Origin of the sequence: Enterococcus sp. 4G2_DIV0659 (assembly GCF_002140715.2) — a bacterium.
GTDB lineage: Bacteria > Bacillota > Bacilli > Lactobacillales > Enterococcaceae > Enterococcus_L > Enterococcus_L mansonii.
The window spans coordinates 1,877,236-1,895,223 of record NZ_NGLE02000001.1 but is presented as its reverse complement, the minus strand read 5'-3'; the positions used below and the strand labels follow the sequence as shown (position 1 = coordinate 1,895,223).

Annotated in this window: 20 protein-coding genes; 2 read left to right on the top strand and 18 right to left on the bottom strand. The window is 34.5% G+C overall.

Annotation, left to right across the window (positions count from 1 at the left end; all coding sequences use genetic code 11):
* Positions 1 to 107: 107 nt before the first annotated feature.
* The 15 genes from recG to A5880_RS08650 form a co-directional block, all read right to left on the bottom strand.
* Positions 108 to 2,144, bottom strand: coding sequence for an ATP-dependent DNA helicase RecG (gene recG / locus A5880_RS08720; RefSeq protein ID WP_086330582.1), 2,037 nt, complete (start codon positions 2,142 to 2,144; stop codon positions 108 to 110).
* A gap of 140 nt (positions 2,145 to 2,284) precedes the next feature.
* A complete protein-coding gene (locus A5880_RS08715; RefSeq protein WP_086330581.1) occupies positions 2,285 to 3,958 on the bottom strand; it encodes a DAK2 domain-containing protein in 1,674 nt (557 codons plus the stop codon).
* A 67-nt stretch (positions 3,959 to 4,025) separates the two neighbouring features.
* Positions 4,026 to 4,388 (bottom strand): Asp23/Gls24 family envelope stress response protein, encoded by a 363-nt coding sequence (locus A5880_RS08710; RefSeq protein ID WP_010761897.1) that lies wholly within the window; start codon positions 4,386 to 4,388, stop codon positions 4,026 to 4,028.
* Positions 4,389 to 4,608: 220 nt separating this feature from the next.
* Positions 4,609 to 5,328 (bottom strand): LytR/AlgR family response regulator transcription factor, encoded by a 720-nt coding sequence (locus A5880_RS08705; protein WP_086330580.1) that lies wholly within the window; start codon positions 5,326 to 5,328, stop codon positions 4,609 to 4,611.
* Positions 5,328 to 5,666, bottom strand: a complete 339-nt coding sequence (locus A5880_RS08700) for a GHKL domain-containing protein (RefSeq protein ID WP_336577047.1) — start codon at positions 5,664 to 5,666, stop codon at positions 5,328 to 5,330. Before A5880_RS08700 ends, A5880_RS08705 begins: the two co-directional genes overlap by 1 nt.
* Before the next feature lie 113 nt (positions 5,667 to 5,779).
* Positions 5,780 to 6,637, bottom strand: a complete 858-nt coding sequence (locus A5880_RS08695) for a hypothetical protein (protein ID WP_336577046.1) — start codon at positions 6,635 to 6,637, stop codon at positions 5,780 to 5,782.
* Between the two features lie 402 nt (positions 6,638 to 7,039).
* Positions 7,040 to 7,192, bottom strand: a complete 153-nt coding sequence (locus tag A5880_RS08690; protein WP_336577045.1) for a hypothetical protein — start codon at positions 7,190 to 7,192, stop codon at positions 7,040 to 7,042.
* Positions 7,179 to 8,117: an ABC transporter permease gene (locus A5880_RS08685; RefSeq protein ID WP_336577044.1), complete on the bottom strand. Its 939-nt coding sequence runs from the start codon at positions 8,115 to 8,117 to the stop codon at positions 7,179 to 7,181. Before A5880_RS08685 ends, A5880_RS08690 begins: the two co-directional genes overlap by 14 nt.
* Positions 8,117 to 8,413, bottom strand: coding sequence for an ABC transporter permease family protein (locus tag A5880_RS08680; protein ID WP_336577043.1), 297 nt, complete (start codon positions 8,411 to 8,413; stop codon positions 8,117 to 8,119). Before A5880_RS08680 ends, A5880_RS08685 begins: the two co-directional genes overlap by 1 nt.
* A gap of 5 nt (positions 8,414 to 8,418) precedes the next feature.
* Positions 8,419 to 9,309 (bottom strand): ABC transporter ATP-binding protein, encoded by an 891-nt coding sequence (locus A5880_RS08675; protein WP_086330577.1) that lies wholly within the window; start codon positions 9,307 to 9,309, stop codon positions 8,419 to 8,421.
* A gap of 18 nt (positions 9,310 to 9,327) precedes the next feature.
* Positions 9,328 to 10,041, bottom strand: coding sequence for an SDR family NAD(P)-dependent oxidoreductase (locus A5880_RS08670; RefSeq protein ID WP_086330576.1), 714 nt, complete (start codon positions 10,039 to 10,041; stop codon positions 9,328 to 9,330).
* A gap of 29 nt (positions 10,042 to 10,070) precedes the next feature.
* Positions 10,071 to 10,994: a hypothetical protein gene (locus tag A5880_RS08665; protein WP_086330575.1), complete on the bottom strand. Its 924-nt coding sequence runs from the start codon at positions 10,992 to 10,994 to the stop codon at positions 10,071 to 10,073.
* Positions 10,987 to 12,219 carry an aminotransferase class III-fold pyridoxal phosphate-dependent enzyme gene (locus A5880_RS08660; RefSeq protein WP_086330881.1) on the bottom strand — a complete coding sequence of 411 codons (1,233 nt, stop codon included), beginning with the start codon at positions 12,217 to 12,219 and terminating at the stop codon, positions 10,987 to 10,989. The genes A5880_RS08665 and A5880_RS08660 overlap by 8 nt, the downstream gene beginning before the upstream one ends.
* Complete coding sequence (locus A5880_RS08655) at positions 12,209 to 12,958, bottom strand: class I SAM-dependent methyltransferase (RefSeq protein ID WP_086330574.1); 750 nt, start codon at positions 12,956 to 12,958, stop codon at positions 12,209 to 12,211. The genes A5880_RS08660 and A5880_RS08655 overlap by 11 nt, the downstream gene beginning before the upstream one ends.
* The gene (locus A5880_RS08650) at positions 12,951 to 14,162 is read right to left on the bottom strand and encodes a hypothetical protein (protein ID WP_256924810.1); all 1,212 of its coding nucleotides are present in this window, start codon (positions 14,160 to 14,162) and stop codon (positions 12,951 to 12,953) included. The genes A5880_RS08655 and A5880_RS08650 overlap by 8 nt, the downstream gene beginning before the upstream one ends.
* 186 nt (positions 14,163 to 14,348) lie before the next feature.
* Here A5880_RS08650 and A5880_RS08645 point away from each other — a divergent pair, with 186 nt between their 5' ends.
* Both A5880_RS08645 and rpmB read left to right on the top strand, forming a co-directional pair.
* The gene (locus A5880_RS08645; protein WP_336577042.1) at positions 14,349 to 14,522 is read left to right on the top strand and encodes a hypothetical protein; all 174 of its coding nucleotides are present in this window, start codon (positions 14,349 to 14,351) and stop codon (positions 14,520 to 14,522) included.
* Between the two features lie 825 nt (positions 14,523 to 15,347).
* Complete coding sequence (gene rpmB, locus A5880_RS08640) at positions 15,348 to 15,536, top strand: 50S ribosomal protein L28 (RefSeq protein WP_010761898.1); 189 nt, start codon at positions 15,348 to 15,350, stop codon at positions 15,534 to 15,536.
* Between the two features lie 45 nt (positions 15,537 to 15,581).
* Here rpmB and A5880_RS08635 read toward each other — a convergent pair whose 3' ends face one another.
* The 3 genes from A5880_RS08635 to rsgA all read right to left on the bottom strand — a co-directional run bounded on the left by A5880_RS08635 (position 15,582) and on the right by rsgA (position 17,835).
* Positions 15,582 to 16,223: a thiamine diphosphokinase gene (locus A5880_RS08635; RefSeq protein ID WP_086330572.1), complete on the bottom strand. Its 642-nt coding sequence runs from the start codon at positions 16,221 to 16,223 to the stop codon at positions 15,582 to 15,584.
* Complete coding sequence (gene rpe, locus A5880_RS08630; RefSeq protein WP_086330571.1) at positions 16,220 to 16,873, bottom strand: ribulose-phosphate 3-epimerase; 654 nt, start codon at positions 16,871 to 16,873, stop codon at positions 16,220 to 16,222. Before rpe ends, A5880_RS08635 begins: the two co-directional genes overlap by 4 nt.
* Before the next feature lie 62 nt (positions 16,874 to 16,935).
* Positions 16,936 to 17,835, bottom strand: a complete 900-nt coding sequence (rsgA, locus tag A5880_RS08625; RefSeq protein WP_086330570.1) for a ribosome small subunit-dependent GTPase A — start codon at positions 17,833 to 17,835, stop codon at positions 16,936 to 16,938.
* Between the last annotated feature and the right edge of the window lie 153 nt (positions 17,836 to 17,988).

Here is a 17,988-nt window from a genome sequence, read left to right as displayed (position 1 = left end):
TATCTCCAATAGCAGGCATCTTTTTTCCGAAGAGCTGACTCATGCAGCTGGATCAGCAAGAAGCACAACATCTTTTCTCTCATTCCTTCTATAACTTCTCAATACTATCAATCAAAAAATTGCTGTTCTTCTTCATTCGGTTTGATTTTCTCCGAAATCCCAGCATACTCTGGTAATACCCACCATTGTTCCTTTTTCCAAATAGCACTTGCTTCTTGGCGCGCAACTTCAAGTATATTAAAGTCCGTCACAATATCTCCAACAGCAAACTGCGGCACACCTGATTGTCTTGCACCAAATACTTCACCTGGTCCGCGTAATTCTAAATCTTTTTCACTTAAAACAAAGCCATTATTGGTTTCAGTCATGATTTTCATTCGCTCTACACCCATCTCATTTTTAGGGTTGGCCACTAAAATACAGTAAGATGCATCTGACCCACGTCCAACACGACCGCGCAGTTGATGTAATTGGGCTAAACCAAATCGATCGGCATCCATAATCAACATAACCGTTGCATTAGGTACATTGACACCCACTTCGATCACGGTTGTGGAAACAAGTAATTGCAATTTATTTTCTTTAAATTCTTGCATAATTTCATCTTTTTCTTGATTTTTCATTTTTCCGTGAAGTAATCCAACTTGATAGGTAGGATTAAAAAAAGCCGACATATGTTCAAAAATTTCCGTCGCATTCTTAACATCTAATGCTTCTGATTCCTCAATTAACGGACAAATCACATACGCCTGATGCCCACGGGCTAATTCTTTTTCCATCCACTCTAGAACGGTATCTAATTGAGGTGGACGAATCCAGCGTGTTTCAATCGGAATTCGTCCAGCCGGCATTTCATCAATGATCGAAACATCCATCTCGCCAAAAGCTGTGATGGCTAAGGTTCTTGGAATCGGTGTTGCAGTCATAAATAATACATCTGGTTTTAACCCTTTTTCTCTTAAAACCCTTCGTTGATTAACGCCAAATCGATGCTGCTCATCTGTGATTACTAAACCTAAACGATGAAAAATAACATCCTCTTGAATCAGCGCATGTGTACCAATAATGATATCGATCTCACCTGTCGCTAGTTGTTCCAGAATTTCCCGACGTTCTTTTGCCTTTGTCGATCCAGTTAACAGCGCTGTACGCACCTCTAAAGGATCATATAATTGTTGTAAGCTTTCCATGTGTTGTTGCGCCAATATTTCTGTTGGCACCATTAACGCTCCTTGAAAACCTGCTGTCATGGTTGCATAAAGGGCAATCGCTGCGACCACTGTTTTTCCGCTCCCTACATCCCCTTGCAGTAATCGCTGCATATGGTTTGAACTCATCAAGTCTCGACAAATTTCATTGGTGACTTTCTTTTGAGCCGCTGTTAACTCAAAAGGTAAACTTTGTGTAAATGCCTTGAGACGTTCCACATCATAATGGACGAGCAAACCATTTTTCTCAGATTTTTCTTGCCTTTTCAGTCCTTGCATCTTCAACTGAAATAAGAAAAACTCTTCAAATACGACACGACGTTTCGCTTGATGGCTTTCTTCTGGATTTTTAGGAAAATGCATCGCAAACATCGCTTCTTTTCTCGACATTAAACGATATTTATCCAACAACTCTTGCGGTAAAAATTCTGGGATCCACTCGCCATATTTTTCAAATCCTGTACGAATCAATTGGATCAAACTGCTTTGGCGAACTTTTTTATTTACATGATAGATCGGTGCAAAGTCTTCGCCATCATTTTTAGCAGCTAATATTTTCATTCCATTCAGTGATTTGCGTTTCGCATCCCATTTTCCATAAACCGCTATTTCTTCAGACATAACAATTTTATCTTTTAAATAAGGTTGATTAAAAAAAGAGACATTGATTACTGCATGATCTTGCATCATACGAAACATCATTCGACTTTTTTTATAGCCATAGCGACTGACTACTGGCTCAGAAACAACTAGACCTTTTAATGTGACTTTTTCTTGATCTTGGATCTCATTTAATTCTTTTTCTTGAATATCATCATATCTAAAAGGGTAATAAGATAATAAATCTTCGATTGTATGAATCCCTAATTCCTTTAAATTCTCCGCACGTTTTGGTCCAACGCCAGACAACACACCGATATCATCCGATACGTTCATTCCTTCCCTCCTAACTTTAACTATGTAATTGTGCTTCTTTAACATCAAAAAGCTATACCTATCTCTTTGTTGAATTCAGTAACTTGATTTTTCTATAGAAAAAGCCAAACAACAAGTGTCTGGCCTTCGTTTCTTTTTTATTATTCAGCTGAAAATAGATATGGATAAACAGGTTGTCCACCTTCATGAAGTTCTGTTTCTAGATCTTCATATTCAGCAGTCAATGCTTCTACGAATTTTTCAGCTTCTTTCATCGTACCACCGTCACCAACAATGATCGTCACAATTTCTGTGTCTTCATCAATCATACGTTTTAACGTGTCCAATGATGCGTTGAACATATCTGGTTCAGAAACGACGATTTTGCCATCGATCATTCCTAAATAATCATCTTTTTTGATTTCAACGTTATCGATCGTTGTGTCGCGTACAGCTGTTGTTACTTGTCCGCTGACTACACTTTCGATCATTTCTGTCATCGTTGCTTTATTTTCTTCAAGCGATTGCTGCTCGTTAAATGCAAGCATCGCTGTCATTCCTTGTGAAATTGTTTTCGTTGGAACGACTGCCACAGGAATATCTGCTACTTCTGCTGCTTGATCGGCTGCCATGAAGATATTTTTATTGTTAGGTAAAATAATTACTTGATCTGCATTTACTTCTTTTACAGCTTTCAAGATATCTTCCGTACTTGGATTCATTGTTTGCCCGCCGCTGATAATATAGCTTGCGCCAAGGCTGCGGAACAGCTCTTGTACACCATCACCTGCTGCAATTGCAATAACTGCATATGGAACGCGCGCTTTTGGAGCGGCTGCTGCTTTGGCATCATGTTCTACTAATGTCTCATGCTGTAAACGCATATTATCTACTTTGATTTTTACTAACGAACCAAATTTTTGACCATAGTTCATCACTTCACCAGGATGTTCTGTATGCACGTGAACTTTGATGATTTCATCGTCATTTACAACAAGTAGTGAATCACCTAATTCGTTTAAGTAATTTCTAAATGTTTCGTAATCGAACTCACTGTCAACGGTCGGACCTTCTCCGATTTGAACCATGATTTCTGTACAGTAACCAAATTTAATATCTTCAGTCGCTACATGTCCGCTAACACCACGATGATGTTCTGCATTAACCATTTCATCCATTTCGCCTGGAGTTGGTTCGTACACTTCTGTTGCTAAAAATTCACCTGACAATGCTTCTAAAAATCCTTCATAGATAAATAACAAGCCTTGACCGCCACTATCAACAACGCCGACTTCTTTTAATACAGGTAAAAGATCAGGTGTTTTCGCTAACGCACGTTTAGCTCCTTTAACAACTGCTTCCATTACTTCAATACAGTCATCTGTTTCTTTAGCTTTACGTTCACCAGAACGAGCCGCTTCACGAGAAACGGTTAAAATTGTTCCTTCTACGGGTTTCATAACGGCTTTATAAGCTGTCTCTACACCGTGAGTAAACGCTGCTGCTAAATCTTTTGCATTTAGCGTTACAACATCTGGAATTTGTTTAGAAAAACCACGGAATAATTGTGATAAGATAACACCAGAGTTTCCTCTAGCACCCATCAATAATCCTTTTGAAAGAATCGTTGTTAATTCTCCAACTTTTTCTGAACGAGAATCTGCAACTGCTTTTGCTCCACTAGTCATAGATAAGTTCATATTTGTTCCTGTATCACCATCTGGCACAGGGAAAACGTTCAATGAGTTGACATACTCTGCATTCACGTGCAGACGACTCGCACCAGCCTGAACCATCTCTTGGAACTGACTTGCACTGATTTCTGTTACATTCACCTAAAAAATCCTCCTTTGAGATTCACTGCAAATAGATGAAACTTCACCTATTCAGACAGCTGGCTACCTAGTCAGGCAACACACGAACACCTTGCACAAATACGTTGACAGAATTAGCTGTCACACCTAATAATGTTTCAAGGTTATATTTTACTTTTTCTTGTACATTTCGAGACACTTCTGAAATTTTTGTTCCATAACTTACGATTGTATATACGTCGACCGCAACGCCATTTTCTTCTTGACGTACGACAACACCTTTAGAATAATTCTCTTTACGCAAAATGCCATTTAAATTATCTTTGATTTGGTTTTTACTAGCCATACCGACGATTCCGTAGATATCTGTCGCAGCACCGCCAACAACTGTGGCGATAACCTCATTGGTAATCTCAATGGTACCTGCTGGTGTTTTGATTTTTACAGCCATTGATGAAAGCCTCCTTAAAGAGCACAATTGCCCTATTTTCTTCTATAATATTTTAACATAGCCGTACCTCAATGAAAAGGAAGTTCACTAGATTATTATAGAGCGTCTCATCGAATTTACCAATAATTGTATAATTTACATCGTTTGAAGGGAATTGTCAAACTGAAATAAACGAAAAAAACAACATAAAACCGTGATGGTCTATGTTGCTTTTGAAAATTCATAAATTTTTCATAGCTCTTACAGAAACAAGGCAGGTTTCACCATTGCTCATTTCAACTATTCGTTCACTTTTCATTATTTTACTAATATGGTTTCGGTTTATTAAGTAGGATTTATGACATCTATAAAAAGAGTCGCATTGTTCTTCGATCTCTTTCAAGGAGCCATAAAATTCGATTTCTCCATTTTCTAAATGAAGAATTATTTTATGTGATGCAACGGACGATTCAAAGAAAATGATATCTTCGGTATCAATTGAACGAATAATATCTCCATCTTTTATCTTAAACAAGTTCTTTTGATTACCACGGTCAGTGGTCACCCGTTCATGAGCTAACTGTATACTTTCACAAATCCTTCGCTGAAGATCGCCTTTGTTATCTTTTATGATGTAATCCATCGCTTCAATCTTATAAGTAAATGTAAGATAAGATAATTCCCCGTGGGTAGTCACAAAAACGATTTTACCCAAATCATCATATTTTCTGATTTCTGCTGCTAAAGTCAGTCCTGACATTTTATGCTGTAAATCAACATCAAAGAAATACAGTCCAATCATTTTTGGGTTACTTTTAACAAATTCCAATACTTCTAATGGATTGCCGGTAGAAAATGCTAACTCCATATCTAAGCTCTCCACCATGATATAATTTTTGACATATGTCTCAATTGTTTGGCGCTGCCTCCAATCATCTTCACAAATGATGATAGATAACATTACGTTAACACCCTCTCCCTATTGTCTATTGTTAATTTTTGAGTAAATACGTCTTCACTAATTGATGTAGCCAAACGAACATTTTCTAATAATGCTATTAACTCTTGGACATTACTCAACCCGTCCCCTCTAGCATCTCCCTTAGTAGAAAATCCTCTTTTTTTGAGTATATGAAATTTAGGGATATCTTCTCTGCAATTATTTTGAATAACAATATGAACGGCGCATTCATCCTTATATAATGCAACTGCAAGTTTCCCTTTACCAATATATTCTAGCTCTTCTATTGCATTATCTAAAAAAATTCCAAGTACTCTGACTAGAATAACTGAATCCATAGATACAGAGTTTATTACTTCGTTTACTTCTACTTGTGCGTCGATTTTTTTTTCTTGAGCTGAAATAACTTTAGAAGCTATAATGCTCTTAATTTCTCTTAATTTTATATTACCTATAGCATCCAGTTTATAATCATTTTGATCAATAATTTGGGAGGTCTTTTTATTTTATCAAAGTAGTAGTGATTCAATCCTTCGTAATCTTCATCAACAATAAAATCCTCCAATGAATTCAGTATATTTTTATAGTCATGCCGAAATTTTCGCACTTCTTTATACTGACTTTCCATAAGTTCCATATAACGTTGATTTTCCGAATATTCTCTTTCCTTTTTCTGAATTTCGTATTTCCCTCTTATTGAACTAAGATACATAAAAAAAGTGATTAGAGAGACAATTAAATAAATGGATAAAAAAAATAAATTCAAACCTATTAAATCCACACGATTATTTGGAACAATCCCTAAAAAAAGAAGTATGTATAACATAGAAGAGGTTATTATACCTATCACATAAATTAGCCTCTTAGTTTCATTGGATATATCTAGTTTACTCTTTGCATATTTCAGAAATTTAGCTACACTTAAAGTGATTACCATTGAAAATAAACATCCGATAATTTGGTTTATCATTAAGAAAAAATTATCAGAAAAAAGGTCAATATCTTTAAAAATATGCATATCTATAAGCGTGGCACAATGATTACTTACAATTAAAATAATTAGTGAGTAACTTACCATCCCAGTAATTCCTATGTAATTTTTTCTTTCTTTAATCATTGCTAAAAACATCAACATAGAGACAAATACAATTTCTCCCAAAACTGAACCAACAACAGAGTAAACTAATCCAGCTAAGATAGAGAAAAGCCCTAGCAATGATAGCTCCGTCAGTAGTAATTTTTCTGAAAGCAAGAGTTTATAATTAAGATAAACAAAGACGAATTGGATAACAATTAAAAATACAACCATCGTGTACCTCCAAGCGTAAATATTTTACTATTCTATAATAATAAAACACCACATTATGTTATCCAATTCTAATCTAATACAAAGCTTTTTGTCAAATCTATTTAATAAAAATACTTGCTTAATGACCCAAATATGTTTTTAACGCACTCTCTATGATAAACAGATTTCCAAATAAATCAATTTGGAAATTCTTCACAGAAATTTCTTTAAATTCTCGATTATGCTGCTTCAATCGTCTTTTAATTTCAGCTAAAATTTTTACATCCCTCATGTTACTATATTTTTTCATTACAAAAATATAGTGACATGACGCATCCAAACCTTCAAATTTTCCACTCTCATATATTCGTATATTACTTTCTTCTATCGTTTTGTAATAAACTTTCTCTTTTATTATAAAAATCACTCTATAGTCTTTTTTAGTTCTGGATTTATTTTATCTAACAATTTAAACATTTCCAGAAAAATAATTTGTTCACCATTTGCCTGTTGAATCATTTCAAGCGTTTTATATGGAACTTCAGCAATAAAATTACTTGACTCAATTTTGAGCATAATACTTTCCTGATTTAAATGCTCGTTTCAAAATAGTTGTGAGCTTGTCTCCACTATAAATAAATACGCCGCCTTGATAAACGCTCTTTCCAACTAACGCTAAAACAACAGTAGCTCCTAAATTAATACCCATAGAAATGACGAACATAGTCAGAGTTGCATCACCTAGCATATATCTTGCATACATAACAATAGGCGATAAAAATGGTAAATAGGATGAAATTGCGATAATTTGGTTACTGCCCGCTCCAGTTGCCAGAATAATCACCATGAATAATGCAATAAAAAGAGGAATAATTAAAATATACATCAGTTGTTGAACTTCTTGAACTGAAGATACTAGTGACCCTAAAATTGCAGCTGTCACTGAATAAATCAAGTACCCTAAAAGAAAACAAACCACAGCTAAAACAATTGCTTGACTATTTTTTCCTTCGTTCAAAAACTTAAACATTCCAGTACTGTCACCAAATATTCTATAGGATGCATACGCAGAGATTCCGATAGCAGTGCCTTGCGTCAAGCCCACCATACCAATACCAACTATTTTACCTACTAAATGCTGAACTGGTGTGATTGTGGTCAGTAGAATTTCCATCACCCTTGAACTCTTTTCTACAGCAATATCTTGTGCAACCATCGTAGAAAAAAGCATAACTGCCATATAAAGAACAAATCCTACAATATAAACTAATAGTAACGTCTGTCCAGAACTATCTTGATCTCCATCCAATGACTCCAACGGTAAAGTCGTACTTGCATTCAAATATTCTTGTTGTACCTCATCTAAGTTTAACTGATGCAGTTTAATCGATTGATTTAAGGCAGACACTATTGTTTGTAACTGCTCAGAAATACTATGTTGCGCAGCTCCTTTATAATAAATCCTTCCTTGATATAAACCTTCTTCATTTGTATCAATCATCAAGATCGTCTTACTACCTGCTTTTTTAATTTTTTTTCCGCTTTTACCAGCGTATTACCGGCTTTAAGAAAAGAAACATTTAAGTCTGCACTGGCTTTCTGTAGTGTAGAAACAACTTGTTCTTGTTTTGACACAACGAGAACATTCTCTTTGCTCGGCTCTTCACTCTTAAAAATACCTTCATAATTCATTCCGAAAAAAGTTCCACCGACTAATACAAGTAACATGATAATAAACACTCTAGACTCGACTTTCTGTTTATACGTTTCAAGCGCAATCGTCCACATATTTTTCATATTCATTATTCACCTACTCTTTCTAAAAAAATATCGTTTAAGGAAATCGGTTCAATTCTAAATTGTTGAATATTTTCAGATTGAAAAATAAATTGCTGGATTTTTTTCGCAATAAATTTATCTTGTGTATAAAATGAAACAATATTATCAATTTCCTGATAAGACTCAATAGCAAACTCTCTTTTTAATGCTTCTCTTTCAAAATCTGCTTGAATAGTAATTTTTCGTTTATCCACACTGTTTTTAATTTCTTTTAAATTGCCACTCAGAAGAACTTCTCCTTTTTTGATCATACAAATATTTTCACAAATTTCTTCTACATTTGCCATTTGATGAGAACTAAAAATAATTGTCGATCCACATTCTTTTAAAAAAAGAATAGCGTCCTTTAATTGATTAGCATTGATTGGATCCAACCCAGAGAATGGTTCATCTAGTATAACTAGTTCTGGACTATGAATGACCGAAGCAATGAATTGGATTTTCTGCTGGTTCCCTTTAGAGAGCTCACTGATTTTACGCTCCAAATTTTCTTGGATTTCAAAAAAGTTTAACCAAAACTCAATACTTTCTTCCGCTTCTTTTTTATTCATGTTATGCAGTTTCCCGAAAAAAACTAATTGCTGTTTAACAGTTCTTTTTGGGTATAAACCGCGTTCTTCTGGAAGGTACCCTATTTTCGTAGAATCAAATCGATTGATTTCCTCCCCCTTCCATTTAATTGTTCCTTTATCAGGGGTGTAAATCCCTAAAATATGTCTAAAAATTGTTGTTTTCCCCGCACCATTTGCGCCTAAGAAACCATAAATTTCACCTTCAGGAATAGTTAAGTCGATTTCTTTTAATATTTCTCGTTCGTTCATTGTTTTTTTCAGCTGCTTGATTTCTAAGCTCATTTTATTTACCCCTTTCATTTAAACGATCGTGTACCCATAATCCACGATTATATTTTGTCCTCGAATCGCTTTACTGCAGTCTGATAATAGAAAATCGATTGTTCCAACTACATCTTCCAACTGTACAAATTTTTTTAAAGGTATTTTTTTCAATAGTTTTTTCCCTTCGAAAGAATCTGTTAGCAATTCTTCATTACTCTGATTCAAGATATACGATGGAGAAACCACATTAACTTTAATATCTTTTTCTTTATCCGCTTCAAAATCCAGTGTTAGGTTTTTGGCTAATTGGATAAGCGCTGCTTTTGATGGCCCGTAGTCAATTCGATGCTCATGACCCACTACACCATTTTGTGAACCAATAAATACAATTGAAACTTTCTCCTTAAAAATCAGATAAAGCTCTTTAATCATAAATACAATCGACTTTAGATTTACTGAAAAAGTTTTATCCCATGTTTCTTCGCTAATACTATAGAAACTTTGAATGGGATTTATTCCAATCGAAAATATGATAGCATCCATCTTAACTGATTCTTTTTCGAATACTTCCCTCACTTTCCTTATACTGCAAAAATCCGTAACATCAGCCACAAATTCCTTGCGCAAAGCACCTTCACTATGATTGCCACTTACCTTATCAATACCCCAAAAATGATATTTTTCTTTGTGCATTTGAATATATGCTCGTCCTAAGTAACCGGTAGAACCAACAACCAATACGTTTTTCATACGTAGCCTTCCTTTCCTTATATCCATTCTCAAAAGAAAATTTGTATAATCTTTGTTAATCCATTAACTAGTATGCATATAATAACACCAACGTTAAATATAGCTAGTAGGAATTCAGAACCCTTTATTGACTTATTTTCCCTTCTAACCCAATGTTTAAACGCAAGCATATAATCTTCGGATCCAATCAATAAATTGATTATCCAGTAACCATCTGTTTTTACAACTGGAACCAAGTTAATAAAAATATTTAAAAGGTTTAAAAAAAACAACATCAAAAGGAAATCAGACGTTTTAAATAACATGACTGTGCATAATATTCCACTGATAATCAATTGTGTTTGAACACCTGCAATCATGATTTTTATTTGCTTCCTTTTTGAAAGGTGATCCATAAAGTTAACATTTGTATAGAACATGAATAAGAAAAAATATCTTAATAAGAAACCAAAACGAAATTGATTAGAAGTAATGTATTTTTGATAATAATAATAATGCCCTAACTCGTGAAGCATAGTGATCACAATTTGGCTGACATATAACCCAAATAACATTAGCCCGTTAAATTCAGTGGTTTCCACGGTATAGCTATTGAAACCTTTTTGAAGGAAAACGGGTAGTAGTATCACACCTATTAATGTAAAAAGTTTACACAGCATCAATGTATATCTAGAACTCATAAAATTTAGAAATGTTGAAAAAAATTCTTTAGGAATACTAAACCCTTTTAGTTTGAATTCCAAAATCTTTCTCTTCCCCGCACCAAAAATAAATTTGTCAATTGCTGAATCATTTTGATTATTATCAAGCTCATATGTTTCTAAATAGTCAATCATTTCACTAGTTGTTTTGATCATCCGCTCATTTTTCGTATTGAAAATGTAGACATCATCATTACACTGTATATACTCAAAAAGAACGTGCTGCACTTTCAGACGTTGTACATCAAGCATATGACCTCACCACCCTAGCAATTAGCTTTACTACCTGTGCTATTTTTTTAGAATTTGTATAATATGATGGCATCAGTGTAAGCCCATTATCTTCAGATGAATTAAAGTATTGATAACACAAAACTCCTGCCTGTTCTAATGCATCAACAATCAATTGTAGCGCCAAAGGATTATTTATCGTTATTGCGAACATACATCCCATTCCTCTACACATAATATCCTGTTCTTGCAATCCACTAAGAATGACTTCATTTAATCTTTGAATGTTCTTTGAAACTTCTACTTCATTTTTTTGATAGTAATTTAAGGTTTCGTGTGCGCTAATTATTCCAAGCAGATTCCCATTTTGCGTAGAAAAATGTTCCACGTTTTCATTTTTCAACTTTTTAACAAGCTCATTAGATAATAAAACAGCTCCAAAAGGCAAGATACCATTGTTGATTCCTTTGCTAAGATTGATTATATCTGGTTTAAAATCTAAATAATGAAAGAAAAAACGTTGTCCCGTTCGGTAAAAACCTGTAGCTACTTCATCAAAAATTATCATAATCCCATTCTGTTTCAACAACTCACCTAATTTATTCATAAACGGAAATGAAGGGATTTTCACACCTGCTGATCCTAAAACAGGCTCAATAATCATTGCTCCATATTCACAATGATGCCGCTCAATATATGTTAATAATTCTTCCTCTTCTGATTTATTTTCAGGAAATTTAATAAATTCAATATTACTTATTTTGGGGTTATAAACTTCAGTAACTTCTTGATCTAAACCACTTACTGACATACCTCCCCAAAAAGTACCGTGATATCCTTTCGAAAAAGCAAGAGTTTTTACTTTTTGATTATTGATTTGTCTCGATAACTTCAAAGCTAACTCCGTACATTCAGATCCACTATTTGTATAAATGAGCTGAGTATAATTCCCTTCAGCATCGACAAATGCACATAGTTTTTCTGCATACTCTTGATAGAGTGGATGATGAAATGAATGAATATCCAAATAGGTTAGATTCGTTGATAATTGCTCATTCAGTCGCTGTTGAACAGATTCATACAACTCTGTTTTATAACCCAAATTCACATTCCATAATCCACTTCTAAGATCCATAAATCGTTTTTGGTTATAATCAAATACATATTCATTTTCTGCTCTTATCAGTGCTAACTTATTATTTATGGACGAAATATCCCCCATTGGAACTACATAATTATATTTCATCATTTACTACCTCCATCATGACATAGCCACTATGACTTCTTAAAACATGAGCGGTATATCCAAACATTTCACACAGTTTACTCACTTGCTCTACTGAATAGATGTTCTTAACTGAATATCCTAATTTTCTTTTTCCAGTAGTTGTTTTTGTATAAATGTTATAAATGAACTGTTTTTCTTTTACAAAGTTTCCTGCCATAAATAACTGATCATTAATTTTTTCAACGGAAATTTTCTCATGTAATTCATTTATGCACTCCGGACTTAGAAAATCAAAGATAATCTTGCCTGTACTTGTTAATAATTGTTTTGCATTCTTTAAAAAAATTGAAAATACTTGTTCATCAAATAAGGAAATCGATGTAGCTGGAATAATGATATACGTATACTTTTCGGAATGTTCGAATTGCTGAATATCTTCAATTCCTCCGACATACACGTGACTTTTTTCTTCTTCATTTAAAAAAGTCAGCATTTCTTCTTCAGGTTCAATACCATAAATCTCTACACCATGCTTTAGTAATGGTTTTAAGATTCGCCCATTTCCTGTTCCTATCTCTAACACCCGATCATTCTCATTGAAACTAGTTAAGTAATAGTCTAAATCTCCGTTCATATTTTCTTTAACAATAGCCTCATAGTAATTAGCAAATACTGGCTCTTGATAAATATTATTCGTGATTTCTATTTCTTCCTTTAATTTTGACTTGAATGTTCCAAAAAATAGAGTTTCATACACTTAACATCAACTCCTCATGTTCTTTAATCATTTCATCTGTTATTTCACTGTTTTTATCTTTTATTAGTTCAGTACACCCTTTAACCTGCGCTTCAAATATCTCAACAAACAATTGGTTTACTTCAAATGTCCGATTGCTTTGACTATGGAACGCCAAGTAACCTTCACTAGTTGATAAAACGATCCATTCACTTGGATATGCTTCTAAATAAATTGCTTCAAACTGATTATTATTGAATGGTGTAATAAAAGATAAATGATTGTCATTTAAGGAAATTGCAAGATTAATCAATACTGGGAACACTTCATACAAACCATTTTTCTCTGTTTTTTTCTTGAATCTGCTCTTAACTAATTCAATCTCCGCAAAAGAACGACTGATATCACTAAACAATTTTTTTGTTCGTCTATAGTCTAAGTAAATCCCATCTTCAAATACGAATAACCTTCGCTCTAAACCAAGAGATAGCATCTCGGAATAATCTATTATGCCATTTTTCCGTTCTTGCCAAGTGATTGTCCCAGTATTGGCAAATATTTCGAGTTGTTGCTTCAGCTTTTCTTCTGATAATTCCTCCAATTCAACCTCTTTAACAAATGTCTTTATAGAGTCTTTATAGACAACTATACTAGGAACACATCTTTTCACTGCATGCGCCACACTTCGAGACTCATCAATATACACTCCATGATTAATTGCACAATTCAGATAAACTGATGGATGTATATTAGCTAGATCTTTTCCGTGCTCAACATACAAATGTTTAATGATATTTTTTCTGAATATTCTAGGATAGACACCTGTAAATAGTGCCATTAGACCATTTTTTAAAATAATATCTGAAGACTCATCTACTTTTTCTTGAGCGATTAATTTTTCCCTATCAATAAGTTGTTCTATAGTTTCATTTGACGATTCATCGATAGAGATATAGTGAAATTTGGTCACTTCACTAAAACTGTTAAGAAAATGAATGATCCTAGGTAGACGAACCGACTTTGATAGACTAACAAATACATATTCTGTATAGTCTTGAAATTCTGTATAATCTATCAAATCCAAGAAACTATTTGTATCATAATCATATCTATCAAAACTTAACTCTTCTAAAAAACAATTTTCTTTTAATACATCTAATAGATTCACATCATCCACACTTCTTAATAGGTGATTACTTTCTTCTACTAAGGTCATTCCGATCATCTTAACCACTCCTTTTATTTATATTGTCATTATATCCATAGACCATAGAAACCACGCATCTTCTCTCAAATCACTTTATTCTTATCTTAATTGTATTTTTTTACGTTTAAGAATGCCTAAACGTTTTATAAAGACGGATTTGAAAACGAATAAGCGATAGAAATAAGGGATGAGGATAAAAAAGCAGTGAGTAGACAAATCAGCCTATACTTTAAGTGTGCACAACAAAAAAATGAAGGAACAGAGGTAAGATATATGAACAAACTTAAATTTGAAGAAACAAATACTAAAGTACTAAATGGCTTTTGGACAGGCGTTGGTATTGGAATAGTTATTGGTGGTGCAATCGCTATAACATAATAATGAGAATTTAATAATCAGGAGGTGAAAATTATGAATTGGATTTCCCCTATTATGTTGCCAATTTGGATTTGGAAATTTTAACAGCAATTATTCTATGAAAGAAAATAATGTAATGAAAGGAGGCTACGCCTAATGAAAACTATTAAGTTTGTAGAGGTTGAAAAACAGTTATTGAACGGTCATGTTGGCGATTTTTGGACAGGTGTCGGAATTGGTGTTGGAATCGCTGTAGGAGTTATTACAGTAACCTAAAATAAGTAAATCCAAAGCTTTTATGAAAAAATACAATCTAGGAGGAATCATAATGAAATCGATTAAAATGGTTGAGCAACAAGAAAAACTTTTGAACTGCGGATGGTGCTCAACAATCGGTGTTGGTGTTGGGATAGGCATCATCGCTATTGCTGTAACATAATTTATGAAATGAGGAGTAAGGATGGATAAAAAACAGCTAAATTTACTATTAGTTTTAATTTTCTTGTTCATGATGTCAACAATTGCAGTTACTTTCTTGCCACTCAAAATTTTGTTTTCTTGTATTACAACTTGTATCGGCATTTTCTACGCAAGAGCTCTTCGTAAGTCATCAGAAAAATAAGTGAAAAAAGACGGAAGTAGTGATACGTTCCGTCTTTTTTCATCCTCTTTAGTTCTTTAATATTTATATTTACAAAATACAACTAAGCTTATTCTAGATATATTTTCATGCTTTATTTTATTTTCCTCTCTACCCTCTTGCAAAAACCTACTTTCTATGATAAATTAAGTTAGTATGAGCTGAAAACTATCGCTCCAAGATCAAAGCAAAGGAGGAAACTAAAAATGGCAAAAGTATGTTACTTTACTGGTCGTAAGACAAGCAGCGGCAATAACCGCTCACATGCAATGAACGCTACTAAACGTACTGTTAAACCTAACTTGCAAAAAGTTCGTGTATTAATAGACGGTAAACCTAAAAAAGTTTGGGTGTCAACTCGTGCTTTGAAATCTGGTAAAATCGAGCGTGTTTAATAGAACGTAAATCAAAAAGCCGAACGGCATGCCGTTCAGCTTTTTTTATTTATCTCGACTTTGAATCACTGCTATTAGCCCTGTATCAAAGGAAAAACTTGCTGTTTCTCCAACAAATTCATTACTTGCATATGAAATTGGGCGATCGACATCAGCCTGATTTAGTGTGTATTTACTTTCAGTCAGCGTTAAATTCGTAACAGGTGTCAAACAACAGTACGCAAGATACCTCATGTCCGCCTCTTTTTTTAACACATAGCTTCCTGGTAAATAATAAGAGATACTATTTTGATCATCTTTTACGATTAGTTGCCCTGCAAACGGTCGAAATCGCGGTTCTAATGGTAGCCAAAGATTAGATAAAAAATGATCCAAACGACCACCCGTTGTGCCAATCATCGTTACTTTGGCATTCGGAAATTTTTCCAACGCCAGCGCTAAAGCTAACTGCGTATCCGTGTCGTCTTTTTCAGCTTGAGCTTGTTTTAGCTCTTCGGCTTTTCTTTGCACAAGCTGACGTTCGTCTTCTGTTAAAGAATCAAAATCACCCACAGCCAAATGCAACGGCCAGCCTTTTTCCAAAATAAACAAACTGCCTCGATCGACCCCAACAAAATAATCGAAATCTGCTGAATTTACTTGCGGCCACGCATCAGGCGTTCCACCAGCAACAAGAAGTAGATTCATCCGTTCAACACAGCTCTCAACGCATCCATACGATCTTTTGGACTTTCCGAGTTATAGATATATGAACCTGCTACAAATACGTTTGCCCCTGCTTCTTTACAGCGCTTAGCTGTCTCTGGAACAATGCCGCCATCAACTTCGATATCATACGTATAGCCTTTTGATTCTTTCCATTCTTTTAATTGAGCAATTTTGTCTAACGAGCTTTCAATAAATGATTGTCCGCCAAAGCCTGGATTCACAGTCATAATTAAAACTTGATCCACTAAATCCAACACATTTTCAATAGCTGACAACGATGTTCCAGGATTGATTACAACACCTGCTTTCACACCTTTAGCCTTAATCATCTGCACAGCACGATGGATATGGGGTGTCGACTCTTCATGAACAGTAATGATATCTGCACCCGCTTCAGCAAACGCATCAATATAATTCTCCGGCTGAACGATCATCAAATGAACATCTAACGGTAATTTCGTCACTGGTCGGATTGCAGAAACTACGTTGGGACCTAAAGTAATATTGGGAACAAATTGACCATCCATTACATCTACGTGAATGTAATCAGCTCCTAATTTTTCGACTAATTGAATATCTCTTTCTAAATTGGCAAAATCGGCACTTAAAATCGATGGGGCTAGTTTCATGAACGCCACTCCTTCATTTTTTATATTTGTTATTCTTTGCCTAGTTGGCTAAATACCTTTTTTTATTTTTTCTTATAGATAGGTCTGCGATTTTCTATTTCTAATAGGAATTGCAAATAGTTATCATATCGTGTTTGAGCAATCGTTCCTGCTTCCACACGTTGTTTCACTTCACAACCTGGTTCTTTGCGATGCATACATTCTCTAAATTTACAGGAAGCAGACGCTTCCACAAATTCTGGAAATTGTTTGGGTAATTCGGTTGTTTCCATTTCTAAAAAATCGATTGAGCTAAATCCAGGTGTGTCAGCGACAAGACCATCATACAAAGGCAGCAGTTCCACATGTCGTGTCGTGTGCTTGCCTCGACCTAATGATTCGGAAATTTCATTTGTCGCCAATTGTAACTCAGGAGAGATTTTGTTTAACAAGGTTGATTTCCCTGCGCCAGATTGCCCCATAAATACAGTCAAACTTTCAGGAAAATACTGTTCTAAGGCATGAATCGCTTGTTCATCATTTTCTTTTGTGGCAGCAATAACTGGGTAACCGATTGCTTCATATATTTTTTTAATTTCCGCTAAATGAGCTTGTTCCGTTTCCGTCAATAAATCGACTTTGGTCAAATAAATAATCGGGTCAATTCTTTTATCTTCTAAAGTAACTAAAAAACGATCCAATAAATTATATGAAAAATTCGGCTCTACCATACTCATAACAATAACGCCTTGGTCCACATTTGCAACTGGCGGGCGAACAAGTTCATTTTGTCTAGGATATACTTCTAACAAATAGCCGTCTGTTCGATTATCACTTTCAAACATGACCTCATCCCCGACTAATGGTGTGATATTACGGTTACGAAAATTCCCGCGGGCTCTTGTTTGGTATGTTTCTCCATCTGTATAAATGTAGTAAAAACCACTTAATGCTTTTCTGATTTGGCCTTTCAGAAATACCACCTCCTCAATTCTACTGAATTCATTTTACCACAGGTTAGAGAAAAGCTAAATGAAGGAGATAAAAGTGCTTAGCTACAAAAACCGAGTAGACCCTGTGATTGAAAAGCGAGCAGTTACTCGTCTATTTAAATTTTGCGGTCCGTGGTAGCGTTT

Coding starts and splice junctions, on each gene's coding strand:
- A5880_RS08710 (WP_010761897.1), bottom strand. CDS start 4,388: ATGGCTGTAAAAATCAAAACACCAGCAGGTACCATTGAGATTACCAAT.
- A5880_RS08685 (WP_336577044.1), bottom strand. CDS start 8,117: ATGATTGATACAAATGAAGAAGGTTTATATCAAGGAAGGATTTATTAT.
- A5880_RS08690 (WP_336577045.1), bottom strand. CDS start 7,192: ATGCTCAAAATTGAGTCAAGTAATTTTATTGCTGAAGTTCCATATAAA.
- rpe (WP_086330571.1), bottom strand. CDS start 16,873: ATGAAACTAGCCCCATCGATTTTAAGTGCCGATTTTGCCAATTTAGAA.
- A5880_RS08700 (WP_336577047.1), bottom strand. CDS start 5,666: ATGGATTCAGTTATTCTAGTCAGAGTACTTGGAATTTTTTTAGATAAT.
- A5880_RS08695 (WP_336577046.1), bottom strand. CDS start 6,637: ATGGTTGTATTTTTAATTGTTATCCAATTCGTCTTTGTTTATCTTAAT.
- recG (WP_086330582.1), bottom strand. CDS start 2,144: ATGAACGTATCGGATGATATCGGTGTGTTGTCTGGCGTTGGACCAAAA.
- A5880_RS08635 (WP_086330572.1), bottom strand. CDS start 16,223: ATGAATCTACTTCTTGTTGCTGGTGGAACGCCTGATGCGTGGCCGCAA.
- A5880_RS08675 (WP_086330577.1), bottom strand. CDS start 9,309: ATGAGCTTAGAAATCAAGCAGCTGAAAAAAACAATGAACGAACGAGAA.
- A5880_RS08670 (WP_086330576.1), bottom strand. CDS start 10,041: ATGAAAAACGTATTGGTTGTTGGTTCTACCGGTTACTTAGGACGAGCA.
- A5880_RS08705 (WP_086330580.1), bottom strand. CDS start 5,328: ATGTTATCTATCATCATTTGTGAAGATGATTGGAGGCAGCGCCAAACA.
- A5880_RS08680 (WP_336577043.1), bottom strand. CDS start 8,413: ATGAAAAATATGTGGACGATTGCGCTTGAAACGTATAAACAGAAAGTC.
- rpmB (WP_010761898.1), top strand. CDS start 15,348: ATGGCAAAAGTATGTTACTTTACTGGTCGTAAGACAAGCAGCGGCAAT.
- A5880_RS08665 (WP_086330575.1), bottom strand. CDS start 10,994: ATGCTTGATGTACAACGTCTGAAAGTGCAGCACGTTCTTTTTGAGTAT.
- A5880_RS08660 (WP_086330881.1), bottom strand. CDS start 12,219: ATGAAATATAATTATGTAGTTCCAATGGGGGATATTTCGTCCATAAAT.
- A5880_RS08650 (WP_256924810.1), bottom strand. CDS start 14,162: ATGATCGGAATGACCTTAGTAGAAGAAAGTAATCACCTATTAAGAAGT.